The sequence below is a fragment of the Micrococcus sp. 63XJN7_6_ISO-PGPR-S23-444 genome (assembly GCF_058072765.1).
Genome location: NZ_CM176516.1, coordinates 1,833,372 through 1,846,736 on the forward strand (window position 1 = coordinate 1,833,372; position 13,365 = coordinate 1,846,736).

The 13,365-nt window shown below is 74.6% G+C and carries 10 protein-coding genes; 4 read left to right on the forward strand and 6 right to left on the reverse strand.

All coding sequences use genetic code 11. The features are described from left to right. Positions 1 to 33 precede the first annotated feature (33 nt). Entirely contained in the window at positions 34 to 720 is a 687-nt protein-coding gene (locus AC3RJ9_RS08425) for a hypothetical protein (protein ID WP_206495897.1), read from the reverse strand. Positions 721 to 830: 110 nt separating this feature from the next. Here AC3RJ9_RS08425 and AC3RJ9_RS08430 point away from each other — a divergent pair, with 110 nt between their 5' ends. Continuing rightward, complete coding sequence (locus AC3RJ9_RS08430) at positions 831 to 1,691, forward strand: phosphatase PAP2 family protein (RefSeq protein ID WP_489727629.1); 861 nt, start codon at positions 831 to 833, stop codon at positions 1,689 to 1,691. Positions 1,692 to 1,806: 115 nt separating this feature from the next. Here AC3RJ9_RS08430 and AC3RJ9_RS08435 read toward each other — a convergent pair whose 3' ends face one another. From AC3RJ9_RS08435 to AC3RJ9_RS08445, 3 genes are read right to left on the reverse strand one after another with little or no spacing between them, the layout of a single operon-like run. After that, positions 1,807 to 3,297, reverse strand: a complete 1,491-nt coding sequence (locus AC3RJ9_RS08435; protein WP_206495899.1) for a dihydrolipoamide acetyltransferase family protein — start codon at positions 3,295 to 3,297, stop codon at positions 1,807 to 1,809. Continuing rightward, positions 3,294 to 4,343 carry an alpha-ketoacid dehydrogenase subunit beta gene (locus tag AC3RJ9_RS08440; RefSeq protein WP_049147940.1) on the reverse strand — a complete coding sequence of 350 codons (1,050 nt, stop codon included), beginning with the start codon at positions 4,341 to 4,343 and terminating at the stop codon, positions 3,294 to 3,296. Before AC3RJ9_RS08440 ends, AC3RJ9_RS08435 begins: the two co-directional genes overlap by 4 nt. 2 nt (positions 4,344 to 4,345) lie before the next feature. Then, positions 4,346 to 5,548 carry a thiamine pyrophosphate-dependent enzyme gene (locus AC3RJ9_RS08445; RefSeq protein WP_036339448.1) on the reverse strand — a complete coding sequence of 401 codons (1,203 nt, stop codon included), beginning with the start codon at positions 5,546 to 5,548 and terminating at the stop codon, positions 4,346 to 4,348. Positions 5,549 to 5,737: 189 nt separating this feature from the next. Here AC3RJ9_RS08445 and AC3RJ9_RS08450 point away from each other — a divergent pair, with 189 nt between their 5' ends. Beyond that, positions 5,738 to 6,211, forward strand: coding sequence for an Lrp/AsnC family transcriptional regulator (locus AC3RJ9_RS08450; RefSeq protein WP_036316705.1), 474 nt, complete (start codon positions 5,738 to 5,740; stop codon positions 6,209 to 6,211). Between the two features lie 21 nt (positions 6,212 to 6,232). On the opposite strand, the gene AC3RJ9_RS08455 is transcribed toward AC3RJ9_RS08450, so the two are convergent. After that, on the reverse strand, positions 6,233 to 7,531 hold the full coding sequence (locus tag AC3RJ9_RS08455; RefSeq protein WP_052001190.1) for an MFS transporter: 1,299 nt from the start codon (positions 7,529 to 7,531) through the stop codon (positions 6,233 to 6,235). A 65-nt stretch (positions 7,532 to 7,596) separates the two neighbouring features. Here AC3RJ9_RS08455 and AC3RJ9_RS08460 point away from each other — a divergent pair, with 65 nt between their 5' ends. Both AC3RJ9_RS08460 and AC3RJ9_RS08465 read left to right on the forward strand, forming a co-directional pair. Beyond that, on the forward strand, positions 7,597 to 9,087 hold the full coding sequence (locus tag AC3RJ9_RS08460) for an NCS2 family permease (RefSeq protein ID WP_036339451.1): 1,491 nt from the start codon (positions 7,597 to 7,599) through the stop codon (positions 9,085 to 9,087). A 102-nt stretch (positions 9,088 to 9,189) separates the two neighbouring features. Next, positions 9,190 to 11,436, forward strand: coding sequence for a S9 family peptidase (locus AC3RJ9_RS08465; RefSeq protein WP_036339458.1), 2,247 nt, complete (start codon positions 9,190 to 9,192; stop codon positions 11,434 to 11,436). A 12-nt stretch (positions 11,437 to 11,448) separates the two neighbouring features. On the opposite strand, the gene AC3RJ9_RS08470 is transcribed toward AC3RJ9_RS08465, so the two are convergent. Continuing rightward, positions 11,449 to 13,332, reverse strand: coding sequence for a glycoside hydrolase family 15 protein (locus AC3RJ9_RS08470; protein ID WP_036339453.1), 1,884 nt, complete (start codon positions 13,330 to 13,332; stop codon positions 11,449 to 11,451). Positions 13,333 to 13,365 lie beyond the last annotated feature (33 nt).

Consider the following 13,365-nt stretch of genomic DNA (forward strand, 5'->3'; position numbering starts at 1 on the left):
GGCGGGGTGGGGCTCCCGCGGCGGCGCCGACGCTCAGACGGCGCGGAGGTAGCCGAGGGCTCGGGCCAGGTCCACGGCGCGGTCGTGGGCGCCGAGCACCTCCTCCAGGCCGGCGACGACGGCGGTCGTCACCTCCTCGGTGAGATGCCAGTCGACGGTGAACGGGTCGTCGAAGCGCGCCCACGCCGTGCCCACGGCCGCGAGCGCGCGGGTCATCTCCGTGAGGTCCCGGAAGACCGGTCGCGGCTCGTCCAGGCGGTCCTCCCAGCCCTCGTCTCCCGGGGCCATGAGCACCTGACCGGTGGAGGCCGCGTGGATGAACGGGTCGGCGCCCTGCTTGGCCACCACCGTCCAGTCCTCGTTCCAGTCCACCAGCAGGGCACCGGTGCGGTGGTTCCACCGGTAGCCGGCCTGCTCGTCCCAGAGGCGGTCCAGCGGGAAGAACATCACGGGCAGGCCGAGGGTGTCGATCTCCAGCCACTCCGGCCCCACGTAGCGGTAGAAGTCGGCCAGGTCCGGGGCGAGGGGCTCCTCGGCGGCCCACTCGATGGGCTCCTGCCGGCTCAGCCGGCCGAACGGGGCCAGGGCGTCCCGGGCGGCCAGCAGGTCCTCGGCCGAGAGACGGGGCCGGGCGCCCGGTTCGGCACCCGGGCCGGGGGCCGAGCCGGTGGAGTCGCGGAGGGCCGGGCGATGTCCGTGGGCGGGGGGCACGCGGGTCATGGCCCCAGGCTAGGCAGGCGGCTCAGGGGCGCGGAGGACGGGACGGCGACGGAGGCGTGACCGTCCGATGAAGCCTGCATGACGGCTGCGCGTCCGACACAATGGAACCCATGCCCCCCACCGCCCGCGCCCCGCGCCGCCTCCCCTCGTGGACGTGGTGGCTGGCGCTGGCCGCGTGCGTGGCCGGCGTCGTGCTGGTCTACGCCGCCCTGGTGTGGTCCTCCGCCGGCCAGGTGCTCGAGTACCAGGTGTTCCGCGCCGTCGAGGAGCGCTACGCGGACACCGTGCCGGACGTGGCCTCCCAGGTGGTGCGGATCCTGCCGCTCGGGCTGGCGGTCGGCATGGCGCTGGCCTCGCTCGGCGCGCTCGCCGTGGCCCGGTGGCGGCGGCGGGGGCTGCTCGCCCTCCTCGTGCTGGCCGGGTCCAACCTCACCACGCAGCTGCTCAAGGCGGCGCTTCCGCGGCCCGAGCACGCCGACGGGGTCCCGTGGTCCGGCGGCAACTCACTGCCCTCGGGCCACATGACGCTCGCGACGGGCGCCGCGGTGGCCGCGCTGCTGCTCGTGCCCGCCCGGTGGCGACCTCTCACCACCGTCCTCGGCGCCGTGGTGAGCTCCTGCACCGGCGCCGTCGCCTACACGGAGGCCTGGCACCGGCCGTCGGACATGGCCGCCGCGGCGCTCGTGTCCGCCGCCTGGGGCCTGCTCGCCGTGCCGTTCGCCCGGTACGACGGCGCACCGCGGCCCGCACCGCGCGGCGCCCGCGGCGTGGAGGCCACGCTCTGGTCCCTGGGCGTCGCGGGCCTGGCGGCCGGGCTGACGCTGCTGGCCCTCACCCTCGACACCCCCGCGACCAGCGGCGCCGGCCCCCACCCGGCGGCCGAGCCGGCCGGGATCCTGCTCAGCGCCTCCCCCGCGGTCCTGCTGTGGGGCGCGCTCGGCACGGCCTTCCGCCGCGGCCGCGCGGACTGACCCCTCCCCGCACGCCCACCAGACGACGAGCCCTGCGATGTGGCGGCCATCCGCGAGGAATGGCCGCCACATCGCAGGGCTCGTCAGGGGCTGAGGCGGGCCGGGATCGTCCGGATCAGATCCGGGCGAGGGCCGCCGTCGGATCGTGGAGGCAGTCCGCCACGAACGTGAGGAACGCGCTCGCGGTGGCGCCGTCGGTGACGCGGTGGTCGAAGGTCACGGTCATCTCGGTGACCTTGCGGACCACGATCTCCCCGTCCACGACCCACGGGCGGTCGATGATCCGGCCGATGCCGAGCATCCCGACCTCGGGCACGTTGATGATCGGCGTGGCGCCGTCCGTGCCCAGCGGGCCGTAGTTGTTCAGCGTGAACGTGCCGCGGGTGAGCTCGGCCGGGGCGGCCCGGCCCGCGCGGGCGCGGCTGACGGTGTCGTTGATGGCGGCGGTGAGCTCGTCCGCGGACAGCTTCTCAGCGTGCTCGACCGACGGCACCATGAGGCCGCGGTCGGTCTGCACGGCCAGGCCGAGGTGGACGCCGTCGACCTCCACGATCTCGTCCTTGCCGTCCGCCCCGGCCTCGATGCGCGCGTTCATCACCGGGTACCGGCGCAGGCCGGCCAGGGTGAAGCGGGCGATCAGGCCGAGCAGCGAGGGCGCGTTCTCCGGGTCCTTCGCCTTGAGCGCGGCCCGCAGCTCGAGCAGGGCGGTGACGTCGACGTCCAGCCACGCCGTGACCTCCGGGACCTCGCGGCGCGAGCGGGAGAGCTGGTCCGCGATCACCTTGCGCACCCCCGTGATCGGGGTGCGGGCGACGACGGCCAGGCCGGTCCGCCCGTCCACGGCGCCCGGCTGCGCGGTGGCCTCGGCCGCCGGGACGGCTGCGACCGACGGGGCCTGGGCCGGGGTGGCCTGCGGGGCGGAGCCCTCGGCCGCGGCGAGCACGTCGGCGCGGGTGATCAGGCCGTCCGAGCCCGTGCCGGTCAGCGCGGCCACGTCCACACCCTTCTCGCGGGCGAGCTTGCGGACGATCGGGGAGGTCACGCGCGGGGCGCCGGCCACGGCCGTGGGGGCCGGCGTCGGGCGGGCGGCGCCGCGGCCGCGCTTGGACGGACGGCTGCGGGAGGTGGCCTTGTGGCCGGAGGTGCCGTAGCCGATGAGCACGGCGCCGGATGCCTCGTCGTCGGAGCCGGCGACGTCGCCGTCTCCGCCGCGGGCCTTGTCCGGCTTCGGCTGGACGCCGGCCATCTCCTCCTCGCGGTAGCTCAGCGCACCGGGGCGGGCGGCCTCGGCCGCGGCCGCACCCGTGGACGGCGGGACGGCCAGGGCCTCGGTGCCGGCGACGGGCGCGGAGCCCTCACCGGACTCGCCGGCCTCGCCGATGGTGATCAGCGGGCTGCCGACGTCCATGGTCTCGCCCTCGGCGCCGTGCAGGGTCAGCACGGTGCCGGCGTACGGGCTCGGCACCTCGACGAGGGCCTTGGCGGTCTCGACCTCGACCATGGGCTGGTCGACGGCCACGGTGTCGCCCTCGGCGACGAGCCAGCGGACGATGTCGGCCTCGGTCAGGCCCTCGCCCAGGTCGGGCAGCAGGAAGGTGTTGCTCATGCGCGGGCCTCCTCGGCGTCCAGGTCCCAGTTCAGGTCGTCGATCGCGTCCAGGATGCGGTCGATGTTCGGCAGGTGGTGCTCCTCGAGCTTCGGCGCGGGGAACGGGATGTCGAAGCCGGTCACGCGGCCCACGGGCGCCGCCAGCGAGTGGAAGCAGCGCTGCTGGATCCGGGCCACCAGCTCGGAGGCCACGGACGCGAAGCCCTGCGGCTCGGCGACGACGACGGCGCGGCCGGTCTTGGCGACCGAGGCGGTCATCGTGTCCTCGTCCAGCGGGTTCACGGTGCGCAGGTCCACGACCTCCACCGAGAGCCCCTCCTCCGCGGCCGCCTGGGCGGCGGCGAGGCAGGTGGGGACGGAGGGGCCGTAGGAGACGAGGGTGACGTCCGTGCCCTCGCGGACGACGGCGGCGCGGGCCCAGGCCTCGCCGTGCTCCTTCTTGTCCTCGACGCGGGCCCAGCCCTCCTCGAACTCGGCGCGCAGCTGGTCGAGGTCGAGCTCGGCCTTGGTCCAGTACATCTTCTTGGGCTCCATGAAGACCACCGGATCGTCCAGGCGGATGGCCGAGCGCAGCATCATGTACGCGTCCTTCACCGAGGCCGGGGTGTACACCTTCAGGCCCGGGGTGTGCGCGTAGTAGGACTCGGAGGAGTCGCAGTGGTGCTCCACGCCGCCGATGCCGCCGCCGTAGGGGATGCGGATGGTGATCGGCATGGGCGTGGCGCCCTTGGTGCGGTTGCGCATCTTGGCCACGTGCGAGGCGATCTGCTCGAAGGCCGGGTACGCGAACGCGTCGAACTGCATCTCGATCACGGGGCGGGCGCCGCCGAGGGCCATGCCCACGGCCATGCCCGCGATGCCGGACTCGGCCAGCGGGGTGTCGAAGCAGCGCTCCTCGCCGAAGCGCGCGGTCAGCCCGTCCGTGATGCGGAAGACGCCGCCGAGGGTGCCGACGTCCTCGCCGAACACCACCACCATGTCGTCGGCGGCCATCTCGTCGGCCAGCGCCGCGTTGAGCGCGGCGGCGAAGGTCAGGGTCGTCATGCTCAGGCCTCCTGGTTCTCGGAACGGGACAGCTCCTCGGCCAGCTGCGCGCGCTGGGCGGCGAGCTGCGGGGTCTGCACGGAGTAGACGTGGTCGAAGAGCTCGAGCGGATCGAGCTCCGTCTCGGCGTTCATGGCGTCACGCAGCTGCTGCGCGACGTCCTCCGCGTCGCGGGCGATCTGGGCCGAGACCTCCTCGGTGAGGGCGCCGGTGGACTCGAGGTAGGCGGTCATGCGGCGCAGCGGGTCGCGCGCCTCCCACTCCTTCACCTCGGCGTCGTCGCGGTAGCGCGAGGGGTCGTCCGTGTTGGTGTGCGCCTGCATGCGGTAGGTGTCCGCCTCCACGAGGAAGGGGCCCTGGCCCTGCCGGCACAGGTCCACGGCGCGGCCCAGCACGGCCAGCAGGGCGCCGAGGTCGTTGCCGTCCACGCGCTCGCCGGCCAGGCCGTAGCCCACGGCCTTGTGGGCCAGGGACGGGGCAGCCGACTGCTTGGCGAACGGCACGGAGATGGCGAACTTGTTGTTCTGCACGAAGAAGATCACCGGCAGCTTGAACACGGCCGCGAAGTTCAGCGCCTCGTGGAAGTCGCCCTCGGAGGTGCCGCCGTCGCCGACCATGGCCAGGCACACGACCTCCTCGCCGCGCAGGCGGGCGGCCTTGGCCATCCCGACGGCGTGCAGCATCTGGGTGGTCAGGGGCGTGGACTGGATGGAGACGTGGTGCCTCTGGGGGTCGTAGCCCTGGTGCCAGGTGCCCTGGTAGGCCACCATCACCTCGAGCGGCGGGACGCCGCGGGCGATCACGGCCACGGTGTCGCGGTAGGTCGGGAACAGCCAGTCGTCCTCGCCCAGGCAGACGGCGGCGGCGACCTCGGAGGCCTCCTGGCCGTGTGAGGACGGGTAGACGGCCATGCGGCCCTGACGCACCAGGGCGTAGGCCTGGTCGTTGACGCGGCGGCCGATGACGAGGTGGCGGTAGGCGGCCAACAGCTCCTCGTCGGAGGGCAGGGGATACTCGTGGCCGGGCTCGGTGCCCTGCTCCTCCGGGGCCAGCAGAGTGCCGTCCTCGCCGATCAGCTGGATGCGGCGGGCGGCGGGGAGCAGGTACTCCTCGAGGGAGATGCCGAAGGCGGCGCCGGCGTTCGGGCGGGTCTCGGCCTCGTCGGTCCGGGCGGCCCCGGGCACGGCGGGGGTGGGGTCACTCATGGCGGGTCCTCTCGATCTGTGGCCTTCAGTGTGCCCAAGAGGGTCAATGTGTCGCTCGCCCGCCCGGGATCACGAGACAATCGGGTGCAAACCAGGCACTCCATCGGACGAACTGCTATGGTGACTCGTGCCACGTAGACGGTCCGCCGCCGCGTGGCCGACCCCGTCCGCCCCGCCCCAGGAGGAGCCATGGCCGCCGAGCCGCTGGACCGCGTGGACCGCGCGATCGTCCGCGAACTGACGCAGGACGGGCGGATGTCCGTCGCGGCCCTGGCCGAGCGCGTGCACATCTCCCGCGCGCACTGCTACTCGCGCCTGAACCGCCTGCAGGACGCGGGCGTGATCACAGGCTTCACCGTGCGGGTCGACCCCGTCAAGGTCGGCTTCGGGGCCTCCGCCCACGTGACCATGAAGCTGCGTCAGCACGACTGGCGCGAGCTGCGTGCCACGCTCCTGGCCATCCCCGAGGTCTCCCACGTCTCCCTCGTGGGCGGGAACATGGACGTGATCCTGCTGGTCCGCGCGCGGGACACCGCCGACCTGCGCCGCGTGATCTTCGACGAGCTGCAGACCCTGCCGAGCGTCGTCGACACGCAGACCTACATGGTCTTCGACGATCAGGCCTCCGGGCAGACCATCCCCCCGGACGAGACCGCCGACTGAGCCGACGGCCCGGCGCCCCGGTCAGCGGGAGCGCACGACGACGGCCGGCGGGTCCGCCACGGCCCCCGGCCCGCGCGGCAGCACCGCGGCGAACACGACCGCTCCGACACCGCAGACGACCGCGAGGGAGCCGACGCCGACGGCCAGCCCGGCCGCGGCGGTCACCCCGGACAGCAGCAGCGGCCCGGCCAGCATCCCCGCGTCGGACATCGAGCGCCACAGGCCGAGGAACTGGGCGCGCGCGTTGGGCGGCGAGTGGTCCGCCCCGAGGGTCATCACGATCCCCGCGCCGAAGCCGTTGCCGATGCCCAGCAGCACCGCCGCCGCCGCGAACGCCGTCGGCTCCCGGGTGAAGCTGATGGCCAGGAACCCCGCCCCCAGCAGGGTCAGGCACGGCACCGCCACGGCGCGCCGGCCGAAGCGGTCCATGAGCCGACCCGAGGGGTAGAAGAGCAGCAGGTCCGCCGCGCCGGCCAGGCCGAAGACGAGCGACGCCGTCGCCGCGTCCAGGCCCAGGTGCGTGGCCCACAGCGGGATGACGGCGTTGCGCGCCGCGCGGGCGGCGGAGACGGCCACGACACCGAAGCCGGCCGTGAGCAACGCCCCCCGCCGGGCGCGCGCCACGTCCAGCAGGCGGGGTCGGCCGGCCGGGGCGGAGTCCTCCCCCGCCGCCGGACCGGACGCCGGCACCGGCAGATCCCGGATCCGCAGGCACAGCAGGGCGCCGACGGCCATGGCCGCGGCGGCCGCGGCGAACGCGCCGTCCAGCCCGAGCGGGGCCTGCGCGGCGGCGCCCAGGAACGGGCCCAGGAAGGTCCCGATCCGCACGGTCCCGCCGAGCGTGGACATCGCGCGGGCCCGGTGCGTGGCCGGCACCGCCACCGCCAGGTACGCCTGCCGGGCCAGGTTGAACCCGGCCCCGGCCATGCCCACGGCGAGCACCGCGGCCAGGAACAGCGCCAGCCGCCCCGGCTCGGCCACCCCCGCCGCCGACGGCCCGGAGGACACCCCGGCCGTCGTCGCCCAGGCCAGGCCCGCGCCGGCCGTGCCGAGCACGGCGGAGACGACCATGGTGACCCGCTCCCCCGCCCGGGCCGCGAGCGCCGAGGCCGGCCCGTTGGCCACGAGCGAGCCGAGCCCCACCAGCAGCACCACGGCGGCCGCCCGCGCCGCGTCCAGGCCGAGGGCCAGCGCCGCCACCGCGAGCGCGGGCGTCATGGCGCCCAGGCCGACGGCGTAGACGGTGGAGGGGGCGTAGATCTGCACGGCGTCGCGCAGCGCCTCCCGGGTGCGGGCGGCGGAGGCGGAGCGGGGACGCATGCCCGCGAGCGTAGCGGGACGGCACGCGCGCCATCGTCGTGGGACCGGGTCACTACGCTGGTGCCATGGCCTCCCGCACCGCCTCTCCACCGCCCTCGCCCGCCCCGTCCACCGCCGCTCCCCGCGGCGCCCTGGACCGGTACTTCCGCATCACCGAGCGCGGCTCGTCGGTGGGCCAGGAGTTCCGCGGCGGCCTCGCCACGTTCCTGGCGATGAGCTACATCGTGGTGCTGAACCCGCTGATCCTGTCCGGGCCCGACTCGGCCGGGAACACCCTGGGCATCCCCGCCGTGGCCGCCGTCACCGCGCTCGTGGCGGGCGTCATGACCATCGTCATGGGCGTGTGGGCGCGGCACCCGTTCGCGGTGGCCGCGGGCCTGGGCGTCTCCGCGTTCGTCTCCATCACCATCGCCACGACGCCGGGGCTCACCTGGCCCCAGCTGATGGGCCTCGTCACCCTCGCCGGTCTCGTGATGCTCCTGCTCGTGGTCACCGGCTTCCGCCGCGCCGTGTTCGACGCGGTCCCGGAGGCGCTGAAGTCCGGCATCGTGGTGGGCATCGGCCTGTTCATCGCGCTGATCGGCCTCGTCAACGCCGGGTTCGTGCGGCGGCTGCCGGACGCCGCCGACACCACGGTCCCGGTGGGCCTGGGCACGGGCGGCGAGCTCGAGGGCTGGCCCGTGCTGGTCTTCGTCGTCGGGCTGCTGCTGACCGCGGTCCTCGTGATCCGCAAGGTGCGCGGCGCCATCCTGATCGGCATCGTCGTGGCGACGATCCTCGCCAACGTGCTGGAGGCCGTGTTCCACATCGGCCCCTCCGTGGACGCCGACGGGAACGCGGTGCCCACCGGCTGGTCCCTGATCGCCCCCTCCCTGCCCGAGTGGACCGCCCCGGACCTGCACCTGCTCGGCAGCGTGGACCTGTTCGGCGCCTTCACCTCCGTGGGCGGGCTGATGGCCTCCCTGCTCGTGTTCGCGATCCTGCTCTCCGTGTTCTTCGACGCGATGGGCGTCTCCGTGGGCCTGGCCCGCGAGGCCGGCACCGTGAACCCGGACGGCTCCATCCCCGACCTGAACCGGGTGCTCGCCGCGGACGCGCTCGCGGTCACCGTGGGCGGCGGCGCCTCCGGCTCGGCACACCAGATCTTCGTGGAGTCCGGCACCGGCATCGGCGAGGGCGCCCGGACCGGTCTGGCCTCCGTGTTCACCGGCCTGTTCTTCCTCGCGGCCGTGTTCCTCTCCCCGCTCATCCACCTCGTGCCGTTCGAGGCCGTGGCCCCCGCGCTCGTGGTGGTCGGGTTCATGATGTGCCAGCACGTGGTGCAGATCGACTGGTCAGACCCGGGCGCGGCCTTCCCCGCGTTCCTCACGTTCATCCTCATGCCGTTCACCTACTCGATCGTCAACGGCATCGGCGCCGGCGTGGTGGCCTACGCGGTGATCCGCACGGGCCAGGGCCGCGGCCGCGAGGTGCACCCGCTGCTGTGGTTCGTGGCGCTCGCGTTCGTCGCGTACTTCGGGCTCGGCGTGGTCCGGGCGGCGCTCGGCCTGAACTGACCCGCCACCCCCGACGGCGGCGCACCGGACCGGTGCGCCGCCGTCGCCGTGTGCGGCGCGGGGTGTCGGCCCCGCCCCGCGCGGCGTGATGGGATGGGCCGCATGCCCCAGACCACTTCGCACGCCCCCGTCCCGCCGTCCGCCTCCGCCGAGCCCGTGACCCGCCGCCACCACGGCCACACGTTCCAGGACGACTTCGAGTGGCTGCGCGGCAAGGCGGAGCCCCGCGTGCTCGAGCACCTGGCCGCCGAGAACGCGTACACCGAGGCCGTGACCGCGGACCAGGCGCCGCTGCGCGAGGCGATCGTCGGCGAGATCAAGGCCCGCACGGTGGAGACGGACCGCTCCGTGCCCGCCCGCCGGGACGGGTGGTGGTACTTCGTGCGCACCCGCGAGGGCGCCGAGTACCCGATCCACTGCCGCGTGCCCGCACGCGACACCGGCGACCTGGAGGCCGACTGGACCCCGCCCGTCATCACCCCGGACGCCGCCCTGCCGGGCGAGCAGGTGATCCTGGACGGCAACGCCGAGGCCGAGGGCCACCCGTTCTTCGCGCTCGGCGGCCTGCACATCAGCCCGGACGCCACCCGGGTGGCCTACGCCGTGGACCACACCGGCGACGAGCGCTTCACCCTGCGCGTGCGCGAGATCGCCACGGGCGAGGACCTGCCGGACGCGGTCGAGAACGTGGCCCACGGCGTCCGCTTCGACCGCTCGGGCACCCGCGTGTTCTACACCGTGTGGGACGACTCGTGGCGGCCGTACCAGGTCAGGGCCCACGTGCTCGGCACCGACCCGGCCGAGGACGTGCTCCTGCACGAGGAGGCCGACCCGGGCATGTGGACCGGCTTCGAGGGCGTCGCCGACCGCACCCAGCTGCTGATCGGCGTCGGCAACTCGGAGGTCTCCGAGACCCTCGTGGTCGATCTGCCGGAGGACCCCGCCGCACCCCTGCCCGCCCCGCGCGTGCTGATCCCCCGCGCGTGGCGGATGCTCGCCGACGTCGAGCCCGTCACCGACGCCGACGGCGTCCGCCGGCTGCTCGTGGTCCACGACCGCGCCCTGGACGACGACGGCGCCCCCGTCGCCGCGCCCAACGGGATGCTCTCGGTGGTCGCCGAGGCGGACGTCGCCGACCGCGGCGCCTGGCGCACGGTCGTCCCGCACCGCGAGGACGTGAAGGTCGACGGCGTCATGGTCACCCTGACCCATGCCGCCCTGGCCGTGCGCCGGGAGACGACCCCGCGCGTCGTCGTCGCCGAGCTGGAGGCGGTGCTGGCGGGTGAGGGCGCCGACTGGCGCGAGCCCGCGTTCGACGAGGAGCTCTACGCGTGCCACCTGTCCGCGACGGCGGCCGAGTCCCCGTTCCTGCGGCTGGCCTACACGTCCTGGATCACGCCCGCGCGCGTGCTGGACGTCTCGGCGGCGACAGGCGAAGTGCACCTGCGCCGCGAGACGGAGGTGCCCGGCTACGACCCGGCCGACTACGTGGCCGAGCGCGTGTGGGCGCCGGCCTCCGAGCCGTCGTCGGTGACCGGGGAGGACGTGCGGATCCCCGTCACCGTGATCCGGCACCGCGACGTGAAGCCGGACGGGACGGCCCCGTGCGTGGTGTACGGCTACGGCTCCTACGAGATGTCCATGGACCCCGTGCTGGGTGTGGCCCGGCTGTCCCTGCTGGATCGGGGCGTGGTGTTCGCGGTCGCGCACGTGCGCGGCGGCGGCGAACTGGGCCGGCGCTGGTACGAGGACGGCAAGAAGCTGGCCAAGCGGCACTCCTTCACGGACTTCGTGGACGCCACCCGGCACCTCGTGGACCTCGGCTGGGCGGACCCGGCGCGCGTGGCCTGCATGGGCGGCTCGGCCGGCGGCCTGCTCATGGGCGCGGTGCTGAACCTCGCGCCGGAGCTGTACCGGGCGTGCCTGGCCGTGGTGCCGTTCGTGGACGCGCTCACCACCATCCTCGACCCGGAGCTGCCGCTGTCCGCGCTCGAGTGGGAGGAGTGGGGCAACCCAATCGAGGACCCCGAGGTGTACGCGGCCATGCGCGCGTACACCCCCTACGAGAACGTGCGGGCGGTGGACTACCCGGCGATCGCCGCGGTCACCAGCCTGCACGACACCCGCGTGCTCTACGTGGAGCCCGCCAAGTGGGTGGCGCAGCTGCGCCGCACCGTCACCTCGGACCAGGCGAGGCCGCTGGCCGACGGCGGCGCGCCCGTGCTGCTGCGCACCGAGATGGACGGTGGGCACGGGGGCGCCTCCGGCCGGTACCAGGGCTGGGAGGACACCGCGTGGGAGTACGCGTTCCTGCTCACGGCGCTGGGGGCCGTCGAGCGGCTGGACTGACGGGGCGGACGGTCAAGCCTCGGCCGCGCCGCGGGCGTCCTCCAGGGCGTCCACGGCGCGGATCAGGCCCAGGTGGGAGAACGCCTGCGGGAAGTTGCCCGCCATCCGGTCCAGCTCGTCGTCGTACTCCTCGGCCATGAGCAGCAGGTCGTTGGCACAGTCGTCCAGGCGGGCCATGAGGCGCTCCGCGTCCTCGACGCGGCCGGATCGGGCGTACTGCTCCACGAGCCAGAAGGCGCACATGATGAACGGCGCCTCCTCGCCCGGCAGCCCGTCCATGCCGGTGGCGCGGTACCGCATCACCAGGCCGGTCTGGGTGACGAGGTCCTCCTCCACGCGGGCCACCGTGGCGAGCATGTGCGGATCGTCGTGGGGCACGAAGCCGGTGTGGGGGATCTGCAGCAGGGAGGCGTCCGTCTCCGTGGAGCCGTAGGTCTGCCGGAAGGCGCCGTCCTCGTCCACGCCCTCGGTGAGGATCTCCTCCCGCAGCTCCTCCCGCGCCCGCTCCCAGGCCTCGAGCTCGTCGTCGCGGGCCGGCAGCCCGTGGTCCCGGGCGGCGTGCAGGGCCTGGTCCAGGGCGGCCCACATCATCACGCGGCCGTGCGTGAAGAACGCGGGCTCGCCCCGCATCTCCCACAGGCCGTGCTCCTTCGTGTCCCGGTGCGCCAGCAGGCGCTCCACGAGCCGCTTCTGCAGCGTCCAGGACCACGGGTCCTCCCCCACGCCCGCGTCCCGCAGCTTCCCGAGGGCGAGCATCACCGTGCCGATCACGTCCGCCTGCCACTGGTCCGCGGCCCCGTTGCCCACGTGCACGGGGCGCGAGCCCTCGTAGCCGGGCAGGTGCTCGAGGTCCCGCTCGGGCATGCGGCGCCCGCCGGAGAGCGTGTACATGATCTGCACGTCCTGCGGGTCGCCGGCGATCGCGCGCAGCAGCCAGTCCCGCCAGGCCTTGGCGTCCTCCGTGTGGTTGTGGGCCATGAGCGCCTCGATGGTGAGGGCGGTGTCCCGCAGCCACACGTAGCGGTAGTCCCAGTTGCGCACGCCCCCGATGTCCTCCGGCAGGCTCGCGGTGGGGGCGGCCACGATGCCGCCCGTGTCCCGGTGGGTCAGGCCCTTGAGCACCAGCAGGGAGCGGGCCACCCGGTCGGCGCGCGGGCCGGTGGCCTCCAGCTCGCCCAGCCACTCCACCCAGCCGGCCACGGTGGCCTCGAGGGCCCGCTCCGCGTTCGGGGCGGCCGGCGCCATGAACCACGAGGGGTACCAGGCGAGCGTCCATGCGGCGGACCCGCCCTCCTCCAGCGGGGTGCTGCCGCGGTGGCTCAGCCCGTCCGGGCTCAGGTCCGGCCCGTGCACGGCCAGGGCGTCGCCGCCGGCGACCACCGCGAGGAAGGACTCCCCCGCCGGGTCGGTCTGCCGGGACACCCACGGGGTCACCTCGCCGTAGTCCAGCCGGACGTGGAGCCGCTGCTCCACGCTCACGCGGCCGGCGGTGCAGCGCACGAGCCGCACCAGGTCCGCCCGGGCCTGTTCGCCCTCGCCCGTCGAGGCGAGCGCGCCGCCGTCGTCGTCCACCGCCACGCCGGAGCCGCGATGGCTGGTCAGCGGCATGAACTCGAGGACCTCCGCCTCCCCCTCGGGGCCGCGCCAGCGCGTGCGCAGCACGAGCGTGCCGGGCAGGTAGGCGCGCTCCACGACCTCGCCGTCGGCGATCCGCAGGCTCCACTGCCCGTGCTCCGGCTCGCCCAGCAGGGAGGTGAATACGGACGGGGCGTCGAACCGGGGCAGGCACAGCCACGTCACGTCCCCCTCGCGGGTGACGAGCGCCCCCGAGTGCTGGTTGGACAGGTACGCGTGGTCCTCGATGAGCGGCGGGCGGCGGGGGGTCGTCGTGGTCATGCCCTCCAGTCCATCATCCGCGACGCGCGGCGG